This is a genomic window from Rhizobium aethiopicum (genome assembly GCF_900094625.1).
Taxonomy (GTDB): domain Bacteria; phylum Pseudomonadota; class Alphaproteobacteria; order Rhizobiales; family Rhizobiaceae; genus Rhizobium; species Rhizobium aethiopicum.
Genome location: NZ_FMAJ01000021.1, coordinates 41719 through 61785 on the forward strand (window position 1 = coordinate 41719; position 20067 = coordinate 61785).

Below are 20067 nucleotides of genomic sequence, written 5' to 3' on the forward strand. Positions count from 1 at the left end.
ATCTGTTCGCGTCTCCGCTGTCTTGGCGATCACATTGCCTCTATTGCCCGCTTGATGCCATCAACCGAACTTCTCGGATCGTTGTTTTCGTCGTAAAGATTAACGCGCTTCGTGCATGCCGCGCCGGGATTGGTGTCCTTCTCGTCAAGCTCGCCATATTTCTCCGACATGCCCCAAACGGAGGCGCCTTTCAAGTCACCACGCTCGGCAGCGACGGTGATCACGTCACCGAAAATCTCGGCATAGGAGACTGGCGTGAAGCCCTGGTCGCGGTTGAGGAAGTGGCAGGACGCATCGAGTTCCGTGATGAAAACGCCGACACCCATATCCTTCAGCCTTGCACAGAAACGGCCCATCCCCTCCGGATCGATCCGATCGAGCCCCGGGCGGAAATGCGATTGCAGCCCGACGGCGCCGATCGGCGTCTTTCTGGCGACGAGATCCTCGACAATCTTCAGGATGCGCGCGCGCTTTTGTTCGAATATGTCGGATTTTTTCTCCAGATGCGTCTCGTTGAGAACCAGCATTGCGTCTGGATTGGCTTCGTGTGCCATGTCGAAGCTCATACGGATATAGTCGTCGCCAAGCAGGCGTCGGAAAACGCAATTCCGCAGATCCGGCGCATCATATTCCAACGGCTCGTTCACCACGTCCCAAGCATCGATCGACTTCTTATAGCGAGTGACAACCTGTTTTATATGACGGTTCATCGCCACGCGAATGGTCTCGGCTTCGGTGATAGCGGACACCCAATCGGGCGTGCGATACCAGACGAGCGTGTGTCCATAAACCCTCATGTTGTTTTTGCGTGCAAACGCAACAAGTCGATCGGCTGGGCCGAAGGAAAAGACGCCGGGTCTTTTTTCCGTTGCATTCCACTTAAGCTCGTTTCGCGGCGTTATCGAATTGACGTTATCGATGTATAGCTGCGACGCGATCGGATTGTTGACATCCTTCGCATCGATGGCCGAACCAAATCGAAACGATTTTCTGTCGGCAAGGGCGCGCAGCCCGGCGGACGGCGGCACTTGCGCCAAAGTCTGACCGGCGCGCGCATATAAAAGGGCGAGCGGGAAGGAGGCGAGGAAACGTCTTCTATTCATTCTTTCTCTCACCGTTAGCTGTGTTTCACGCGTGCGACGTAATTGAAGGGTCAGGCCTACGGACAGCGACCCATCGCGGATTCGATTTAAAATCAATCAGTAATGCAACTTCCGATGTATTTTCAGCGGCGTGGATGGGTACGGTTGCAAGATATAAACCGCTGCGGAGGAAGCTCGTTAAGGTAGAGTTGGTTTAACTATTTGATGAGCTATTTTTTTATGACATTTCAAAATGCCGCTTTTTTTATGGCGACTGTCCAAAACCCCTTATCGTGGCGCTCTCAGAACCTCGTCGCGGTTGCGCGATCGGCATGCGTCGTTCGCTTGCTCGGCGACGAACTTGCGCAGGCCACTCAGGACCTCAATGTAGAGCGACTCTGGGGTCTGGGCCGGCGCCTGACGGAGCGTTACAGGATCCTGTCCAGCTATGACGGTGATGCAAGTCGCATAGCCTGAAGCGAGCCGCATGCGGCTGGAGAGCTCAGACTAGTTGCGATGTTCTGCCGGCGGTTCTTGACGGAGAAGTTCCGGTTGCGTGCGGCTGGCCGCAAAGGCGGGCTCCGGCGCGGGAAGCCATGCTCTGCCGGAAAAAAAATTTCTCGTCCGTTTCTGCGGGCCCGACGTTGCATTCAGGGAGAGGGTAAAATTGTAACGCTCCGGATTGAGGACTTCGTGAGTGAAGCTAATGTTGGCTCCGAAGCCGTCTTCCTTGACATCCTTTAGGTTTTTTATCGCGTTCAAGGTTTCATGAAAATCCAGCCATTGCGGTTGACGCAGCATGGTTTCGAAAATGCGCAGAACGGCTGGGTCGAGCTGGCCATTCTGATCCATTCCGGGATTGACGATCTTTGCGCGCATATTGCTGATTGCGCCGGCGGCGTCGCCGCGAACGATGACGAAGATGGAATTCGTGAGCTGATCCTTCTCGCGCTTGCCGCTATGCTCGTAAAAACACTCGAAGGTGTCGGCGTTAAAGCTGGCCGCTGCCCATTCGCTGGTCTGAATGCCCGCCTGGCGCAATGCCGCGCACATTGCAGGCCCGGATAGGCGCCATGTGCGCAGAAAAGCTGAAGCGGTCTGTGCCACTGGTGCATCGATGGCGTGCGGCGGCAGCTTGTAAGTCGCCGGTGGGGCCGGGCGGGGAAGCGCTTTGGGTGGTAGGGTCTTAAGTTGAGGGGGAAAAGGATCGAAGCCGAAATAATGGCTGACCGCCTTCAAGTGTCTCATATCGTTGGAAAGAAGCACCGTTCCGATGACCAGCGAGAGCGACATCGTTAGCAGCAACCAGAAGATCACAGGAATACGCGGTTTTCCTGCCGGCTGTTTCGCATATGACGAATTATCGAGCAAGCTGTCTTCTCCGGCACGCGGGAAGGTTTCGTTGGTTTGTCCAGATCCAGCAGTATACATGATCCGTTAAATATCTTTGGTCTCGTGTCTGCAACCAAGCGCCATAATCCGCGCCTTCATTGAAAAGCAGGCGGCTGATTCCGCCGAAACGCTTCAAACAGCATTGCAGCTGAAAATTTTCGATACAGCGGTCGGCAAACGCGGGAGGGATAACCGCTGATCTTGCTGCTTCTGTGACCGTATCAACAGGTGTCGCTGTGATTGTATTTGAAATAATTTGGCTGTTTTGAAAATATTTGTTGAATTGACATAAATATTTTCAGCCGACGGTCGAGAGAACGGTGAAAACTGACAAATACAACCGGAGTTTCTTGAATATTCTGTTTTATTTTCGCGCATAGGATTGAAATTTATTCAATAAAACCGCGGATCATTATCCATTGTTATTTTGCAATCACAGACTTTTTGCAGGTTATATCAAATTTTCGACGTATTGATCGATAGGGTGCGTTGCAACCACGAAAGGAGATGACATGTCCATCGAGCTAGACGCAACCACTTACGTTCACGCCAAACCGACAACGGCGCACTCCTATATTTTGCCCAAGGTTTTCGATGTGCTGGGGGATCATTTCGATGGTTCTGCCGAAAACGACGTCTTCGATTTGGGATGCGGCACCGGGGGAGCCGCCGCGGCACTTGCGAAAGCAGGATATGATGTCGTCGGCGTCGATCCCTCCAGCGACGGGATCGGCAAGGCCAATATACGTTATCCCGGACTGGCGCTGAGCGTCGGCTCGGCCTATGACGATCTGTGCAGCGAATATGGCAGCTTCAATGCCGTTATCAGCCTGGAGGTCGTCGAGCATGTCTACGATCCCAAGACCTTTACCTCGACGATGTTTGATCTTGTCAAGCCGGGTGGGATCGCGGTGATGTCTACACCCTATCACGGCTATCTGAAGAACCTTGCGCTGGCTGTGACGGGAAAAATGGACGATCACTTCATGCCGCTGAAGGATCACGGACATATCAAATTCTGGTCGAAAAACACGCTGCGCACACTGTTGCTGGAGACCGGCTTCGATAATGTCCGTTTCGAATATGTTGGAAGAATTAGCGCCTTTGCCAAATCAATGATCGCCGTCGCAGAAAAGCCGCTCTAGGCAAGTGTGGAAGCGGCAGGTCGATTTCTCTAGCATTATCCCGCTGCCGCGTCTTCATCCTGCCGCTCCTGTAGCGCGGATGCAGGCGGCGGGAGATGGCGTCGTTCGCCGCAGTAGTCCATAGGTTGTTTCTACTGGATGCGGCGCTGAAAAAAACCGTTACGAAATATTTACTTTTAGTTGCATTCTTGCTTAAACTCTCCATTATACAGCGGGCGTGCCGATAAAGCGGGAGACTTATTCACATGAAGGCCAAATCGCCGAACTCCATCGACGTCTATGTTGGCAACCGCGTGAGAGTTCGACGAAAGACGCTCGGGATGACCCAGCATGGTTTGGCCGAACTTCTGGGCATTACCTTCCAGCAGATTCAAAAATACGAAAAAGGAACGAACCGGATCGGCGCCAGCCGTCTTCAGCGCATTTCCGAGATCCTTCGCGTGCCGATCGGCTTCTTCTTCGAAAACGGCGGTTCTGGGCCGATCGAAGGCGAAACGAGCGAATTGAACAAGTTTTTGTCCTCGAAGGAGGGCTTGGCGCTCAACAAGGCGTTCATCGCGATCGAGGATCCGAATATCAGGCAAAAACTGGTGGCATTGGCCAAAAGTCTGGCGGTTGCGGGATTGCCGGACATCGACAGCGAGTTGCAAGATTCGGCTGTCAACAACTGAGGACGGATCGTGCTTCATCTGCAGACATACGGCGATCTGCGGTTGACCGAGACGAATGGCGAGCCGGTTCGCTATCCGATCAAAGGTCTGATGATGATGGCCTATATCTATGCGAGTGTGAGCCATGAGCTCAGCCGTTATGAATTGGCCCAGTTTCTATGGAGCGACGTCGAACCGGAGTTGGCGCGGCTCAATCTGCGCAAAATGCTGTCTCGCATCCGTGAGATGGACGCCGGACGCGTCGAAATAGCTTTCGATTTCACGGCCACGACGGTTTGCCTCAACAGGCAGGCGGTTTCCAGCGATCTGGATGTCTTTCGGGCCGGCGGCACGCCGCTGGATCGGCTGCAGGCGATCGCCGAGTTAACCCAGCGGGGTTTCATCGGAAATATCAAGCCGGCGACAAAGGCGATAGACGCTTGGATCAGGGCGCAGCGGGACGCCCATGCGCTGCAATTGCGCCAAGCATTGCTGGAGGCATTACCCGATGTGCAAAAGCCCGGCGCGGCTCGCATCATCTCCAATGCCGCCCTGCAAATCCTCGAGCGGGATCCGAATGATGAGCAGGTCAGGCTATTGCTGCATCGGCTACCCGGCGGCTCGTCGTTCGGCGAGGGATTGCCAAGTGGCGATGCCTATACCAGGGTGGAGGTGAAGCGTGCCGAACCCGCAAGCCAGTCGACCGCCATCGACCGCGTATCGCCGACGCCGCTGATTCTGCCCCGTCTGGTGCTGCTTCCCCCGACATCGAAACATGCCGATGCCGGACTTGCCCTCGCGAACGCTCTGATCGAAGATGTCACGATTGAACTTTGTGCGCTTCGACATATTTCCATCGTCGCTCCGCATACGGCCGGACAAATCCGCCGCGACTCCGAAAAGGCGGCCGTGGTCGCCAGGCATTCGATCGCCTATCTCCTGGATACCCGGCTTTCCGAAGAGGGATTGTTCGCCCAGCTGATCTATTTCCCTACGGATGAGATCATCTGGGCCAATCGTTTCAGGATGACTCCCGATATATTGCCGCGTCATAGGCGGGCTCTCGCCCAGCAGTTGACCGTGTCGGTGGCGCGTGAGCTGGCTGAAAACGAGGAGGAGCGGTTACGCTTCGAAGCCAATCCCGAGGCTTATCACGCCTATCTCGTCGGCTCGAGCCTGATGAGCAAGCTGACATTGCCGCATATTCGCCGGGCGAGGAAGGCGTTCAAGCAGTCGCTGGCGCATCGGTCGGATTTCTCCCCGTCATTTACCGGCCTGGCAAGAACTTTCACCAGCGAGTGGCTCGTGACGGCGCAGGGAAACGATGAGCTGCTGCATCTGGCGGAGCAGCATGCGCTTCGCGCGATCGAGCGAGATCCGGGATCGGCGGCGGGCCACCGTGAGCTCGGCGTCACCAAACTTTATCTCGGTGATGTGGATGCCAGCGTCGCAGCCCTTCATCTGGCGGAAGAGCTCAGCCCGCATTTTGCCGATGTCATCTACAGCCATGCCGACACGCTCGTGCATGCATCCCGCCCGGGCGACGCGCTCGCCAAGATCAGGAAGGCAATTTCGCTTAATCCGATCGCGCCCGACGCCTATCTTTGGTGTGCCGCCGGAGCAAGTTTTTTCCTGGAACAGTATGAGGACGCCATCGCCTATGTCGAGACGATGAAAGACAAAGCGCCGGCCCATCGTATCGCCGCGGCCAGTTGCGCAATGATCGGCGATCGAAAACGGGCACTCTTCCATCGGCAGCGCGCCGAAAGCATCAACCCGGTGTTCGATGTCGAGAAGTGGCTCGCCATCGTTCCCTTCAAGGAACACTGGCAAAAAGAGCTATATCGGGAGGGCCTGTTGAAGGCTGGTTTTTAAAGAGGGGCATTACATGGCGAAAGCCGTTATTTTAGGAATACCGGGCGAGGAAGGTCTTTGGCTCGTCGATCTCGACGCAGGCACCGTCAAACCGCTCAATCCGACGGGGGAATTGGCGACCGCGAGCAGCCTGCGCAAAGCCGGCGGCATATTCGTGAAAGCCATCGATTTGGCCGTCGCCGTGTCGTCGGCGCAGGTCGCTCTTTCCGGTCACGTCGACGGCTGAGCGGGCATTCTGACGGGTCAGTCCATATATTCCGACAGGATCATATCGCCGCGGGAAACTCTTTCCCGCGTCGAGCCTTTTTTGACTCGGTTCGGCATAACCAGAGTTGCGCGACATACCGGGCTCGATGATATCGGAATTCCTGTCTGGTGCGCCTATACTCCGAATTCGCGTTCAATCGTGATTGCTCAGGGAAAGGGCCTGACCGATGTCGACGCTGAAGTGTCCACAGTCATGGAAGCCCTGGAACGGGCAGTCGCAGGCGAACCTTTCGTCGATCTCGTGCGTAGCACCTCGTCCGCTCTGCAGGCGGTCGGACACAAGACCGATACGCTGAACTGCCTGATCGCCATGCATAAACCCGATCTTGGACCGGACGAGGAGACGGAATGGGTGGCCGGCATCAATATCCTCACCGGCGAGAAGATTTATATCCCTTTTGAAGCGGTGGTGCTCGATCGCACTCGCGACGCGCGATACTGGATGTCATCCGACGGCCTGGCATCTGGGAACAATGTCGACGAGGCCGTTTTTCATGGTGTGCTCGAGCGCATCGAGCGGGACGCGCATGTGCTGTGGCAGGTCGGCGCGGAAGAGGATCGTTATGCCGGCTGCGTCGACCCCCGTGGCTTTCAGGACCGCGCCCTGACCGGCTTGATCGACAAGGTCGAGACGTCAGGATTGGCACTCAGGCTCTTCGATATTACCAGCGACATCGCCATTCCGTGTTTCTCCGCCATTCTAGGTCCGAGGGAGTGCGTTCCAGGCAGCCAGCGGGATCACCACGGCGGCAGGGGCATTCGCCTCATCGAGGTGACCGGCGGCACGGGAGCCCATCCGTCTCCCGTGCGCGCGGCCATCCGGGCGATAACGGAAGCAGCGCAATCCAGGCTCACTTATATCAGCGGAGCCAGGGATGATATTTCTCCCGAGGTCTTCTCAAGACCCTTGCCGCCGCTGGTGCGACGAGCCTTCGACGCAGTTCCCGTGCCGCCGGCTGCCGGTCCTGTCTGCGATCGGGCGCCGGGATATCGGGATCTGGCGGATTTGCTGCAGCATGTGCTGGACGCCTTGCGAAAAAAAGGGATCAGGTCGGTTATCGCCGTACGCCTCAGCGACGACACGCTTCCATTTGGCGTCGTTAAGGTCGTCATCCCCGAGCTCGAAAATCCGGAGGGGCAGCGTGCTCGCCGGTTTGGAACGAGGGCGCTCGCTAGGGCGATAGGCTTTTGAAGGTCATTTTCGCAGGTCCCAGTCTTCCCGACGCGGCCTCACTTGCCGGCGGGGCAATACGTGTCCTGCCGCCAGCCACGCAGGGCGATGTTCGGGCTGCAGTGGAACAGGGTGCCAATGTCATCGGCCTGATCGACGGCGGTTTCGAATACGCCGCCCCGGTCTGGCACAAGGAAATTCTCTATGCTCTTTCTCTTGGCGTGACGGTTCTGGGGGCGGCAAGTATGGGCGCGCTCCGCGCCGCGGAATGTCAGTCGTTCGGGATGATCGGGATCGGCCGCATTTTCGAAGACTACCGCACGGGCCGGCTGATCGATGATGCCGCCGTCGCGCTCGTCCACGCGCCGCGCGCACTCGGCGGCAAGCCGTTGACGATACCGTTCGTCAATGTCAGCGCCACGCTCGATGCCATGGAAAGCAAGGAATTGCTCCCAGGCGGGTTGCGCCAAGTCATCGAAGATGCCGCGAACGCGATATTCTTCAAGAGTCGGACCTGGCGGGCAATCGTCGAGCAATGCGCCGGCATAGCCGAGCAGGATCGCCCGCACCTTCTGGCCACCCTTGTCTCGCATTCCGTCGATCAAAAACGCATCGATGCCCTGGAATTGCTGAAAGCGGTGCAAGCAGCCGGCGATCTTCGCGTGAATGCCGATTTGTCCTGGAAACTGCAAGAAACCTCATTCTCCACACGGCCTGCATTGTGAAGCGAAGACGACGACGGTCACCGAGAGTTGTGTCACGCTTTTTTCACGGGCTCCGCCACGTCGGCTCGCGTATCATTCCTTCAATTCGTTGGAGAAATGGGCATGGGCGTGACATCGGCTGCTAAAGTAAATGGAGATCTAGGGGCGGAAGAGGGTCTGGACGAACTGGTCGCGCTGGCGCGGATGATCGCATATGCGCGACAGGTTGCCCAGGATGTCAAACTGCAATTCGCCACGAATTGCCTCGATCTTGCTCTTGAGGCGGTGAAGCAGGAAGTCGGGGAGGGGCTGACCAGAGACTTGGCTGAATTGAGCTCGCCGGTTCCTCTGGTGAGCATAAGAAGCCATTAGGTGTGAGCTTTCGGGCGGTCGTCATTGGGAGCGGATCGGAGACTGGAGCTGCCACAGCTCAGGTCAGAAGGATCGCCGCGAATGAACATTCATAAGAATGCCTGACTGACGCGGTTGCGCCGGAAAGAAATGGCTCTTGTGGTTATCGAGGGGCATCTGACCTCAGCTCCGGCAGCACAGGCCTGTGGCGTCTCGGTCAAAATCGTCAATAGACTTAAGCAGTTCGCGCGCAGTGCCCGGTAAGACGTCAGTAGTCGCCCATTCAAGCACTCCGTTCACCCGCTCGTCGAGACGCTTTCATCGCTGGCGATCGCCGGAGCTGTCGATGTACAGTGGCAGTTTCAGCTCGATCTCGGATTGTGAGTGGTGCTTGCACGTCATTGAGCGCAATTGGCTGTTAGGGACGTGACCAGGGGAGTTCTCGCAACCAGCCATCGGTCTGTCGAAAAATAGGTCCTAGTCCTTATCTGCGAACCTGAGGTCGCCTTAACACCAAGAGCAAAATTGAAGTTATTTTCGCTGCCGGCGTCGCGGGTGAAGGAGAGATAAGCGCCGAATCGTTCGTATTCGACATCGCGAAGGTTTTGGATCGGCGTAAGCGCATCCTCAAAATCCGGCCAGCACGCCTGCTTCACAATGATCTCAAATATGCGCAGAACGGCCGGGGAGAGACGTCCCTGTGCATCTGTCTTCGGGCCAACGACCTTGGCCTGAATTTCGAGAATATCACCATTTTCATTTCCACGAACCCTAACGAAGGTCGAACTGATCGGTCGTACCTCGTCTCGTTCGTAGATGCGCTGAAAATAACATTCGTAATTGCGATTGCGCATCGATGCGGCCTTCCATTCGCTCATCTCGATGCCGGCATCTCGAAGAGCGCCGCAAATATTAGACCCCGAGACCAGCCACATCCGCAGAAACTGACTTGTCAGCTCCAGCTTAGGGGGCTCGGTCAGATGCCGCGATGGAGATATCGGCGGGAAAGGAGGAGGAGCCACAGTGTCGCGTCGGCCGGCTATGCCGGATGCTCGGGCAACCTTGTTAAGAGTTCGGTGTTCGCGGACCGCGACAGGATCTTCGACGTGGCGGATTTCACGGTAATAAACAACGATACCTGCGAGAAGCAAAACGAGTACCAAAAGCGCTGTCCAGAGCAGCCAGCCGTAGTTGCCCGGCATTGGGAACTTCCAATGCCAGCGTTGGCTGTCGCGAGAAGGACCGACTGATGATAACACTTTGCCCACGGCGTTACCTCGCAAGCTGGCGACTACGGGTGTCGGTCGGCGCGTGGCCAATCACCCTTTCGGCAAGTCCTTCTGAGGCGAGTAGCGATGTGAAAGCGGTACAGTCGACTCTCACCTTCGAGGCAGCGATTGTGATGTCGAGCGCATCAAGCGTCAAGCAGAGCTCGGTGCAAGGCTGTTCGCGTTAGCTGTGAGCTTTCGAGGTTGTCGATTGGGAGCGGATCGACGAGCCTGGAGCTACCCACTTTAGATCACCTCCAAGTGAGGTGCGAAGCTATTTTCCGTCTGGAATTGCATAACCCCAAGACGTGGAGCGGTTCTGCGCGTCCCTGAAAAGCTGAACCGCTCTAGCTAGTGGAACCAGATCGGTTCAAGCGACGGACTGCCAAGTCGAAATATGAGCCTTCCCTAGGGGACTGCCGCTTATTCAGAACTTATTCGGATGTCCAAGCATCAGGGAGGCCCAAAAAGAATGGTAAGCGGTTTCATTGACGTTGTCTCTGGGCAAGGAGACGGCGGCTATTTTGGTTTGCGGTTGTCTGACGATCGGCCGGGCCGACCGATCCCGATCTCAATGGGTCAAATTGCGCTTCTGGGCCAGCAGTAAAATGTAATCGTCGGCAATGTCCGCGATGGCCATTGCGACTTCCGCCGGATCGCACCCCTCGACCTTCGTGTTTGCAATGAACTGATAAACCGCCTTCTCGATCTGCTTCCGGCAGATCATCACGCGTTCATCATAACCAAATTCCGGAATTTGCGATGCCATATCACTCATCAGGTCGGCTCCTCACTACTTACAGTGACCATGACACAAATTATAAGTTGAGCAAGCAAATGCTTTATGAAGGGTTAATTCGATGGAGAGGTGCGACCATTTCGACACAGGTTTGGTAGTGGGGACTCTTGAGTGAGACCAAGTCGGTGGTGCGGGAGGACTCGTTGTTTCATGCCGGGACTTCTTCGCGCCTAGGTGAGCTTCTCTTGCGCTGAGTGTCGTCGCTTGGACGTCTAGGACCATCCGGCGAACTGGCCATGACCGATCGAAGGCTATCTCCGTATGAACAGGTATAATTCTTTGATTTGTCGGCGTATTAGAGTGCCATTCCCCGCCGGTCATCATATCTCCCGATACCGAATTGCGTGGCCAGGTGTTGATGCCGACGCCTTCTCGCGTTGTTGGGTCATTGCTCGTGAGGGCCTCTTCTATAGGGGCGGTGTGGTCACGGTGCTGCCAGGAAAGCAAAGCAGGAAGTAAAGCGATTATTTATATTCCTGGCGAGCATTGACGCCGCCATCTCTGCGAAAAGAAATTCGATGGTCTACAGAATAAAGTAAAAATTTATCAAAAGGTAAAATACATGTTTCAGACAGGGGTTGTATTTCAATATCACTTGCGGGGTGAGCTAATTATTTCTCATAATTATCGGCGGCTGTGTTTTGTCTTTAGAGAATACCAGATGTCGATATATACCTGACAGCAATATCGTCTGCATGACGGCTCGAATCTCATCGAAGCGCGAGATCCTTACTTGCCGATAGTGGGTTATCTCATCGCGTCCATTTCGACGAGGCACTATCGAGGTCCGACGCAGGATTTATCTATCCGATGCAGCAACCAATTGTCACCGCTGCGCCAACGTGTCGCCTGAAGAGGTGAGGACCCGCCGGGGTGGGTGACGGGTCCTCGTGTAGGATTGCCTGCACAGTACGAAGATATGATTGCAGTTAAATTCGGTATTGTCCCGTATTATTTTTGGGGTTATCGCGTTTCCCACAACTTGTGTCTTTTTTGCGTAGCAATATTTGCGTTTCTGCTTCATTTGTACTGTTAGCTGATGGCATCGTTGCCAATGGAGTGAAGGCTCCGGCCTTCAAAGCACTCTTTTTTCGAGGTCGCAGCGAAAGTTCCACCGCACCGATCGATTTCCGACAAGCGCCTGAACAAGGCCTTCGTTCGAAAACGTGACCATCCGCCGACAAGCGGGATAAGTGGGTCCAATTCCTCGAACTTCTTACAATATTTTCGCTTTGGTTGTCTGACCGGCCGCGCTTTGGCCAATACCCTGCTTGCGGCTCTGATGGCTTTTGAAAAGACCAGTTTGACAATGACGGCCGCAGCAAGCGGCGGGCTGTGCTGGTAGATGTGCTTGAGCGAGGTCGCGGCGTTGCGCCATTCTCTCAAAGCTGCAAATTTTGAGAAGGCATAAAGGTGAGCCGAGGCGTGCGCGCAACTGATGACGAAAGCGGGAAGCTTCGGGTTACGGGCGACGCATTGCTCGGTCACTGCCAGGAGCGATCGCGCCATTCGGGACCTGTCAGTTGACATGGCTGCGGGATGAACGCGATAGCCCACCAGACCAAGTGGCACCGCCTCGATCTTGAAATGCTCGGCGGTGCGGAGTTCGAAGTCGAAGTCTTCGCATCCTCCAATTCCCTGATTGGCATAGCTCGGATCGTAGCCGCCGATCTTGTCGATGACGGCGCGGCGCACCATGAAGCCGCTGCCATTGCCGACGAAGCGGAACACGAGATGGCGAACGAGAATGGAGTCCCGGGCGCTGAGGGACGAGCCGGACTTCGTGCAATATCCCTCGGAATCGACCAAGCGGTGAAGCGCATAGACCGCGCCCCAGTCGTCGGGCAGGGGATGGAGCGCTGATAGCATTCTTTCGACATAGGTGTGATGCCAGAGGTCATCGGCGTCCAGGAAGGCGATATAGTCTGCCGTCGATGCTTCGATCCCCGTATTGCGCGCCGCGGCAACGCCGCGGTTTTCCGTCGACAGAAGTTGGATCCTCGGGTCGGCGGCGGCGAAGCGGCGGCAGATGGACGCCGTGTCGTCCGTCGAGCCGTCGTCGACGACAATGATCTCCAGCGCCTTGTGGGTTTGGTCGATGACCGACTGAAGTGTCTCGGCAATGTATTCCCTGGCATTATAAGCGGGGATTACCACCGTCACCAGAACCGCTGACATGGGCGACATCTCCATCGACGTCACCCGAGCTTGGAGGTGGGTGTGAGTGTCGGCGGGCGAAGAACGATCTGGTTCTTCATTAGCCTGGCAACAGCAGGGCGATGGCTGACGACGATCAACGTTCTGCCGGCATCCTCCTTTATCGCCGAAAGCACCCGCATCTCGGTATTTTCATCAAGCGCGCTCGTGGCTTCGTCCAACAGCAGGATTTGCGGTCTGCCGGCGAGTGCGCGCGCCAGGCCGATACGTTGGCGCTGCCCGCCCGAAAGCCGCACCGCCTCGTCGCCCAGCCATTCGTCGAAGCCTTCGGGCAGATTTTCGATGAACTCCGTGGCGCAGGCGACATCGGCGGCCCAACGAACGTCCTGCTCGGAGATATCGCGCCGGAAGCGGATGTTGTCGAAGACAGTACCCTCCATCAGCTCGACGTCCTGGCCCGAGACGGAGAGCAGGTGCAGCCAGCTCGTGCGGTCAAGGGTTGCCAAGTCCCGGCCGTCGATCGTGATCATGCCTCGCGTCGGCCGATTGAGGTCGAGAATCATGTTCAGAATTGTCGTTTTGCCAGAGCCGCTCGGTCCCGTCAGAGCGGTCGTTTCACCTGCTTTGATCGAAAAGTTGAGGTTGTGAACGGCCGGTGTGGTCGCATGCGCATAGGTGAACGACACATCATGGAAGACAATGGCTTCCGCCAGGCGCCCGACCGGCGCCCCTTGCGAGACCTGCTTGGGGTCATCCTTTTCAGAAAGCAGCGCCAGCACGTTCTGCAAGGATGCTTCCATTTCGTAAAGACGCAGGATCTGAGAGTCGAAGCCCTTGATATGCGGCTGAAGTCTGTAAAGAAGGATGGTGGCCGAGAGTGCCGCCTTGAAATCCACCGGTAGGAATTCCGACGACAGAATGATCGTCAGGATGACCCCGAAGGTCAGGATTTCGCTCAGCAGCGAGGTCGCCGCTCCCATCCAGTCCGAGCGGCGCCAGGTCCGGCCGACATCGCTAGAAAGTGTCTCGAACAGCTGCTGGTGGCGCTCCTCGAGACCGAAGCTTTTGACTGCCTTCAATGTCTGCAGCGTTGTCCAGCTCAACTGCGTCAACGCTTCCACAGCCGCCAGCGCCGAAGCACCGAGACGGCGGTAGGCGCCGGCAAAGAAGCCCAATGCGAAATTGTGGATGAAGCCGAAGGCGATAGCGAGGAGGGCGATCGGCCAGGCCATGACAAGCATGCCGATGCCGAAGATGACGATCGTGCCGAAATTGACACCGAGACGCACCAGGCTCGCCTGCGCCGAGGATACCGCATAGGCTTCGGTTGCGATCACGTTGATCAGATCGCTGCGCTCGTAGTCCTGAAAGCGCTGGAAGGGAATGGTCAAGACTTTGGCATAGAGTCGGTCGCGCATGCGGTCGCTGATCTTGTGGTTGACCGCGCTTGATATCAGCGAATTGGCACATCCCAAGAGAATTCGCAGGAGGATGGAGGCGATGAGGATGCCGATCAGAGCCGGCTTCGAAAGACTGAGGTCGATGCCGCCGAAAAAAGCCGGAAGCCCTGCAACGGCGGAGCCGGAAACCGGGCCCTGCTGACCGAGAAGAAAGACGAGGCTCACCAGAAAGGTAATGCCGACCATCTCCGAGAATCCGGTGAGGATGCCGAGGAGGATCATCACTGTCATCTTCATCCGCAGCGCTGGCACGAGCTGCAGAAGCTCGCGGTACCGGGCCGCAATGACCATGTTGTATGCGCGGGCGGGCCGGGAGGAAGCGGATTTCCGAAACCTATTCATTGTCGGGCATCCGCGGAGACGTTGGGCTGAGCGCTCCCCCGACCGAGATGAAACGATCGCTGAACGCTGTGCCGGGTTGCGGAATGGCCGCCGCCGCGAGACGGGCATTCGGCCGGGCGAATGACTTTCCGAGGAGGCGTTTCGCAATGCGGATGCCATGGCGTTTGGCCTGGCGAAAGCGTTGCCGCATGCCATGGACGACTAGCTGCGGGGAATATTGCCGCGCCATCATCGGCGCCAGCTTCTTGAGCTGGGCGTAGTCACGGTCGGCAAGAGCTCTGTTGAAATACCAGCGCGCTGTGTTGAATTTGGCTGTCTCAATATCACGCGCCAGATGCGGATAGCGCGTGATGATCGGCGCCATCACAAGGGCGTGGGATTTCAGCATCCGATAGGCGTTGCTCGACATGTTTCCCCTGGTGAAGCGATAACCGGTGAGAAAATCGGGAACGAGGGCGAAGGGCAGGTGCTCGGCCAGGGCCAGATAGAGCTTCAGATCTTCGCAGCCTTCGGCGCCGCTGTCGCGCAGGCCGGCGTCGTAACCGCCGCAGCGCAGAACTTCCGCTCGCGGCATCAGCGGCGTGCTGCCGTTGCCGATGAAATTCTCCCTCAGCAGCGGTTCGAAGATGTTACCTTCGTGCAAGACCGGGCGTGAATGTCCGAAAATGACGCCGTTTTCGTCAATCGCCGCATACCAGTTGTAGGCGACCCCTTGTCCGTCGGGGAATTTTCTCAGCGCCTGAAGCTGACGCTCGATCTTTTCCGGATGCCAGACATCGTCGGCATCGATGGGCGCGACATAGACCCCATGCGCCTCCCTGATGCCGTGGTTGCGGGCGCGCGCTACGCCGCCGTTAGGCTGCCGGAGAACGCGAACACGGCGATCGGTAAGGCTATAGTCGCTCGCAAGCGCGAAGGTGCCGTCGCGCGATCCGTCGTCGACCACAAGGATTTCGAGCTTGCCATAGGATTGGCTCGAGACGCTTTTCAAGGTTTCAACGAGCGTCTTCTCGGCATTGTAGGCCGGTATGACGATGGTGATGAGAGGAGCCGCTGCAGCAGTCATGGCGTTGTCATCCGATAAAGGCTCCCGGCAGGCCCATCAGTTCGGGGAAGGCTTGAAGCGGCCGGTCGCCGCGAACTTCGAGGCGCGGCAGGCCGAAGAAGTTGTCGGACAAAGTGGCTTTTTCGGGTCGTGTGGTGAAACCGAGCGCGTAGCCGGCAAGCGCCAGAATGCCGGGAACCCTGAAGTCCGTGGCGCCATAGGGCAGCGCGATGGATTCGGCGGCGTTGCCCAGCCGGTTCTGCAGCGCGTTGCGCGACAGCATGGCTTCCGCCAGCAAGGTGTGATTGTCCATCGCGCTCGCCGGTGTATGGGATGCGAGATGGGAGCCGAAGCTGATGCCCTTTTGGTGCAGCTCCTCAATATCACGCCATGACATCAGCGCCGCAGGCTCGCCGTGGGCCGAGTCCCAGTCCGAGCGGCCGCCGACCTTGTCGGTGACGACGAAGACGTCGGCGCTGAAATCATTCTCGGCCAGGATCGGGAAGGCATTTGTCCGGAAATCCAGGTAGGCGTCGTCGAAGGTCAGCATGACGGGCCGGCCGTGGATCGGTTTGCCGCTCCGCAAAAGACGGGTCAGGGTCGGCGCCGTCACGGCGTAATAGCCTTGTCGGCGAAGGAACTGCATCTGCTTGCGGAAGATGTCCGGCGGCATGCGGAAGCGCCGGAGGTCGGCTGGGCCCTCAGCTGCTATTCTATGATACATAAGGATGGGAATCGAAGTCGTGACCTCGGTTGCCCATGCCGCCTCGCGCGCCACGCCGGCCGGTCCGTAGATGATGTGTTTTGCCACATCGACGTCCATCGGCGTTCCATGCGGCTCGGTCCGCAGCACGGGATTGGTCATGGCGCCTTTCCTGAACCGGTGGATGGCGTAAAGATCGGTATCGACAGTCTCTTCCAGGGCGAGCCCGGCCTGGGCCGAAAGGACCTGCTTGATCGTCTCGACACCGAAAGGGTGGCCCCAATCGAAGGCCGTTCGGCTGGGTTCGTCCCGGCGCAGATGCGCATGGGCGGTGATCAGGCAACCGCCTGGCTTCAACGCCGCCGCCATCTTGCGGCAGACGGCGGCCAGCATCTGTTCATCCTTCATGTAATAGAGGACTTCGGAGCAGACGACGAGATCCTGCTCGGGCGGCAGATCGTTCCTGACGAAGTCGAGAACACGCAGCTCGACATTGTCGTGACCGCGGCACCGTTCGATCGCCCTATCGACCGCCCGCCGGGAAATATCGGTGGCCGTCAGCCGGCCGACCTTTTTTGCCAGCTTCTCGGTGAAGATCCCTTCGGCACAGGCAAGTTCCAACGCCGTCTCGATTCCCTCAGGGATCAGGCTCAATGTCTGCGCATATTTGACCTGCTCGTAGACCGAGACGTAGTTCCAGGGGTCCGGGCGCTCGAATATATGTTCCCAGTATTCTTCCTCGGACGGAGGAGCAGGCGTTTCCGTTTTTTTCTGCGGCCGCGCGCCGCAGGGCTTGGAAAGCCGCGGGCTCACAGCGCGTTCGAGATCCCGCAGGAGGCCGGAGAGCCGGGCGTCGTTGTCCTGTTGGTCGCCCGTTGTCGTGGCAAGAAGGGCATTGCCGGCGATCCGCCCCAACAGCCTTTCCAGCCGTCCTCGCCGGCGGCCGTTCCTGATGATGAGGCCACCGAAGGTTCTGTAGCTTCGCAGTGCCTCCGTCGTCCAGGAACTGATATAGCTAAGCGTCGCCGGCGTCTGCAGGTGCTCTGTCGCCTGCATCTCCTTTATAATCAGCCTGATTTGCGCTCGGATCGAAAGATCGCCCCACAACGGCCCCACGAAGGAGCCGACATGCTGTCCGCCGGCAACGGCCTGCATGATCAGCGTGTCGGCCTGCTCAGCCTTGTCGATCCGCGACAACGCGCCGAGTTTGACGCTGACCACCTGGACATTTCCGAGCGTGAAGGATCGCAAAGGACTGGCGGCCGATAGCTGCCAGCAGGTGAGTTCGGCGATCTTGCGCCCGGTGCCAGGGAAGGAGTGGTGCTGGATCTGACCGATGAGCGAGAGGAAAGGCGCTCGCCACTTGTCGATCGCGTCGATCAGGTCGCCAGCCTGGTCGGTCGACAGCCCCGTCCGCAAGCCGTGCATGATCACCTCGACGAGGAAGCTCTCATGGCCCGCGGCGTCGGGCATCTCAGGCACGAGCGCAGCAAGGGCTGCGACGTCGATCGCCGGGCTGCGCCTGCCTGAGACGGCCCAGGCGAGCATGCGCAACTGGCTGAGAGCGGGTGTCATCCAGCCGGTCTGCGGCCCCTCGGCTTCCAAGCCATGCTGCACGCGGAGAGATTCGGCCTTCGTGGTGACACGGACGGCGTCACGCACCAGCTTGAACGGATCGCCGGAGAGTGAGCCTGCTTTCATGCGATAAAAGGCAAGGCATTTGTCGACACGGCGAAACTCGGCGCCCGCAAAGGCCATGCGCAGCCAGAGGTCCCATTCCTCGCCGGTCTGCAGGGTCTCATCCATGCCGCCCAGAAGCTGGAAAAGGCTTGTCGGAAAGACGACCGTGTGGATGGCGAGCGCGCAGAAGGACGCGAACTCGCGCCTGGCGGCATCACCCGCGAGAACGGGCGGCTGCTCCACCCGCATCATGCGCCCGTCCGGGGCCACCCGGCGATAGGCGCAAAAGGCAATGACGGGCGGAGATCCGCCCTGCGCCGCCGGCAGCATGGTTTCGATGAAGGTCGCATCCAGCCAGTCGTCGGCGTCGAGCATGCAGAGCAGGGGCGCGGCTGCCAGGCGCGCGGCATGGTTTCGCGCCGCCGCCGCACCGGCGTTCGTCTGGCGGAGGGGGAGAATGCGGGCGTCCGTCGCGGCGATGCCTTGAAGGACCTCCCAGGTGCGGTCGCTCGAACCGTCGTCAACCACCACCGCCTGCCAGTTTGTCTGCGTCTGCCGCTGCAGGCTGATGAGACATTCGGTGAGCGTGTCCTCTGCATTATAGGCAGGGATGAGGAAGGAAATGTCCGGCGTCGCGGCGCTCACCATGCGGGCATCTTCCATCGCCGCATAAGGTAGAGCGCGCCGTTGACGCTTCCGAGCATTTCCTGCCTCAGGAAGAAATCGTTCGACGTGGCACCTTTACGCAGGCGTTTGCGCAGCCGTCCGGCATAATATTTCGGAAAGGAAATGAGGACGCGCCGCAGGTTGGCGCGGTTGCCGGTGTTCTGATACTGCACCAGCAGGGCCGCGACATGGCCGCTCATATATTGGTAGATCTGCCTGGCAAGCCCTTTCATATCCTTGCGATGAAAGTGCCACGACACGGCGGTCGGTTCATAGCGGCAGATATGGCCGTGATGGAGGAGCCGGTTCCAATATTCGGAATCGCCGGAACAGCCGGCGGCGCCCATGTCGAGGCGTACGTCGAACAGGCCGATGTCGTCGAAGACCTTGCGGCGGAAGGCCTGACTTGCGCCGGCGCCGATCGTCCAGACCGGCGCGCCATAACGGCTGTGCTGGCGATAAAAGCCCTGGTCGAAATCCTGCCTCAGGTAACCTCTGCCGAAGCCCCAATGTTTTTCGAAAATGTACTGCGCAGGCGTGGCGAGTTCTCCGGGAAGGATCAGCCCCGTCACGCAGCCGATCTCCGGCCGGTCGAAAGCCTTCATCAGGTTCTCCAGCCATCTGTCATGGAGAACCACATCATCATCGGTGAAGGCGACGAATTCGGTTTTCGCTGCGCGGACCGCCGCGTTGCGGGCGTAATCCAGCCCGACCCGGTCCTCACGGACGTAAGTTGCGCCGGCTTCCTCGACAACACGACGCGTCGCATCGCCGGCAGAGGCATTGTCCACCACGATGATTTCGACCGGGCGAAGAGACTGTTCCGGGATCGAGGCCAGGCAGCGGCGCAGCTCCTCCGGCCGGTCCTTAGTGCAGATCAGAATGCTGACATCGCGATTGCGGAGAGGGGTTTCGGCCACGCTGCGGGCATGGTCGAGCGTATCGCGTCGCACGATGCGCCCGGCCATTATGGCGGCTGTCTCCGGTGCATCGACATAGCCCTGTCCCACCGGAAGGCCATCGGACAGAAAGACGACAAGTCCCTCGGTGAGGGGAGGCGAAACGGCGTCGACGTCAGCCGCGGCGAGATCGAGGTAGTGAATTGGTACGGGAAAATTTATGTCCTTGAGATCGGACGGAATCGGTACTCGCATCAACACACTCTCGATCGCACCCTTGAGCCGTGCGCATCGAGCCTAAATCGAGATCGATCTTCGGAAAGCCCGATGCGTCAGTTCGGAAAATCGGAGCAGCCTTCCTGCGTCCGGAAGGACGCAACGGGGCTCCAAGCTGCCCGCATCAGCGCCGCG

The 20067-nt window shown here is 58.0% G+C and carries 16 protein-coding genes; 7 read left to right on the forward strand and 9 right to left on the reverse strand.

Going from position 1 to position 20067, the window contains the following annotated elements; all coding sequences use genetic code 11:
* Positions 1-29: 29 nt before the first annotated feature.
* Together GA0061105_RS28165 and GA0061105_RS28175 are read right to left on the reverse strand one after the other, a co-directional pair.
* A complete protein-coding gene (locus GA0061105_RS28165) occupies positions 30-1103 on the reverse strand; it encodes an endo-1,4-beta-xylanase (RefSeq protein ID WP_092754180.1) in 1074 nt (357 codons plus the stop codon).
* Between the two features lie 486 nt (positions 1104-1589).
* Complete coding sequence (locus GA0061105_RS28175) at positions 1590-2453, reverse strand: DUF6030 family protein (RefSeq protein WP_092754183.1); 864 nt, start codon at positions 2451-2453, stop codon at positions 1590-1592.
* Between the two features lie 533 nt (positions 2454-2986).
* Between GA0061105_RS28175 and GA0061105_RS28180 the strand changes: the two genes are divergently transcribed.
* From GA0061105_RS28180 to GA0061105_RS28210, 7 genes are all read left to right on the forward strand, one after another.
* Positions 2987-3619, forward strand: coding sequence for a class I SAM-dependent methyltransferase (locus tag GA0061105_RS28180; RefSeq protein ID WP_064695397.1), 633 nt, complete (start codon positions 2987-2989; stop codon positions 3617-3619).
* A 245-nt stretch (positions 3620-3864) separates the two neighbouring features.
* A complete protein-coding gene (locus tag GA0061105_RS28185) occupies positions 3865-4290 on the forward strand; it encodes a helix-turn-helix domain-containing protein (RefSeq protein ID WP_064695396.1) in 426 nt (141 codons plus the stop codon).
* Positions 4291-4299: 9 nt separating this feature from the next.
* A complete protein-coding gene (locus GA0061105_RS28190) occupies positions 4300-6144 on the forward strand; it encodes a peptide antibiotic resistance protein (RefSeq protein WP_092754186.1) in 1845 nt (614 codons plus the stop codon).
* 13 nt (positions 6145-6157) lie between these two features.
* Positions 6158-6370, forward strand: a complete 213-nt coding sequence (locus GA0061105_RS28195; RefSeq protein WP_092754189.1) for a hypothetical protein — start codon at positions 6158-6160, stop codon at positions 6368-6370.
* Between the two features lie 42 nt (positions 6371-6412).
* The gene (locus GA0061105_RS28200) at positions 6413-7603 is read left to right on the forward strand and encodes a YcaO-like family protein (RefSeq protein WP_092754191.1); all 1191 of its coding nucleotides are present in this window, start codon (positions 6413-6415) and stop codon (positions 7601-7603) included.
* Positions 7600-8307, forward strand: a complete 708-nt coding sequence (locus GA0061105_RS28205; RefSeq protein WP_092754194.1) for a TfuA-like protein — start codon at positions 7600-7602, stop codon at positions 8305-8307. Before GA0061105_RS28200 ends, GA0061105_RS28205 begins: the two co-directional genes overlap by 4 nt.
* Positions 8308-8409: 102 nt before the next feature.
* On the forward strand, positions 8410-8658 hold the full coding sequence (locus tag GA0061105_RS28210) for a hypothetical protein (protein ID WP_064695391.1): 249 nt from the start codon (positions 8410-8412) through the stop codon (positions 8656-8658).
* Between the two features lie 377 nt (positions 8659-9035).
* On the opposite strand, the gene GA0061105_RS28215 is transcribed toward GA0061105_RS28210, so the two are convergent.
* From GA0061105_RS28215 to GA0061105_RS28245, 7 genes are all read right to left on the reverse strand, one after another.
* Positions 9036-9839, reverse strand: coding sequence for a DUF6030 family protein (locus GA0061105_RS28215; RefSeq protein WP_092754197.1), 804 nt, complete (start codon positions 9837-9839; stop codon positions 9036-9038).
* Positions 9840-10476: 637 nt separating this feature from the next.
* Positions 10477-10683 (reverse strand): hypothetical protein, encoded by a 207-nt coding sequence (locus tag GA0061105_RS28220; protein ID WP_004676311.1) that lies wholly within the window; start codon positions 10681-10683, stop codon positions 10477-10479.
* A 1053-nt stretch (positions 10684-11736) separates the two neighbouring features.
* The gene (locus GA0061105_RS28225; RefSeq protein WP_092754200.1) at positions 11737-12906 is read right to left on the reverse strand and encodes a glycosyltransferase family 2 protein; all 1170 of its coding nucleotides are present in this window, start codon (positions 12904-12906) and stop codon (positions 11737-11739) included.
* Positions 12903-14663 (reverse strand): ABC transporter ATP-binding protein, encoded by a 1761-nt coding sequence (locus GA0061105_RS28230; RefSeq protein WP_092754203.1) that lies wholly within the window; start codon positions 14661-14663, stop codon positions 12903-12905. Before GA0061105_RS28230 ends, GA0061105_RS28225 begins: the two co-directional genes overlap by 4 nt.
* Positions 14656-15729, reverse strand: a complete 1074-nt coding sequence (locus GA0061105_RS28235) for a glycosyltransferase family 2 protein (protein ID WP_092754206.1) — start codon at positions 15727-15729, stop codon at positions 14656-14658. Before GA0061105_RS28235 ends, GA0061105_RS28230 begins: the two co-directional genes overlap by 8 nt.
* Positions 15730-15736: 7 nt before the next feature.
* A complete protein-coding gene (locus GA0061105_RS28240) occupies positions 15737-18739 on the reverse strand; it encodes a trifunctional glycosyltransferase/class I SAM-dependent methyltransferase/polysaccharide deacetylase (protein WP_092754209.1) in 3003 nt (1000 codons plus the stop codon).
* Positions 18733-19911: a glycosyltransferase family 2 protein gene (locus GA0061105_RS28245; RefSeq protein ID WP_064695385.1), complete on the reverse strand. Its 1179-nt coding sequence runs from the start codon at positions 19909-19911 to the stop codon at positions 18733-18735. Before GA0061105_RS28245 ends, GA0061105_RS28240 begins: the two co-directional genes overlap by 7 nt.
* Positions 19912-20067: the final 156 nt, after the last annotated feature.

Bases quoted from the DNA above. Each gene is read 5' to 3' on its own strand.
- GA0061105_RS28185 (WP_064695396.1), top strand. From the start codon at position 3,865: ATGAAGGCCAAATCGCCGAACTCCATCGACGTCTATGTTGGCAACCGC.
- GA0061105_RS28180 (WP_064695397.1), top strand. From the start codon at position 2,987: ATGTCCATCGAGCTAGACGCAACCACTTACGTTCACGCCAAACCGACA.
- GA0061105_RS28235 (WP_092754206.1), bottom strand. From the start codon at position 15,729: ATGACTGCTGCAGCGGCTCCTCTCATCACCATCGTCATACCGGCCTAC.
- GA0061105_RS28220 (WP_004676311.1), bottom strand. From the start codon at position 10,683: ATGAGTGATATGGCATCGCAAATTCCGGAATTTGGTTATGATGAACGC.
- GA0061105_RS28245 (WP_064695385.1), bottom strand. From the start codon at position 19,911: ATGCGAGTACCGATTCCGTCCGATCTCAAGGACATAAATTTTCCCGTA.
- GA0061105_RS28165 (WP_092754180.1), bottom strand. From the start codon at position 1,103: ATGAATAGAAGACGTTTCCTCGCCTCCTTCCCGCTCGCCCTTTTATAT.
- GA0061105_RS28215 (WP_092754197.1), bottom strand. From the start codon at position 9,839: ATGCCGGGCAACTACGGCTGGCTGCTCTGGACAGCGCTTTTGGTACTC.
- GA0061105_RS28210 (WP_064695391.1), top strand. From the start codon at position 8,410: ATGGGCGTGACATCGGCTGCTAAAGTAAATGGAGATCTAGGGGCGGAA.
- GA0061105_RS28230 (WP_092754203.1), bottom strand. From the start codon at position 14,663: ATGAATAGGTTTCGGAAATCCGCTTCCTCCCGGCCCGCCCGCGCATAC.
- GA0061105_RS28240 (WP_092754209.1), bottom strand. From the start codon at position 18,739: ATGGTGAGCGCCGCGACGCCGGACATTTCCTTCCTCATCCCTGCCTAT.
- GA0061105_RS28195 (WP_092754189.1), top strand. From the start codon at position 6,158: ATGGCGAAAGCCGTTATTTTAGGAATACCGGGCGAGGAAGGTCTTTGG.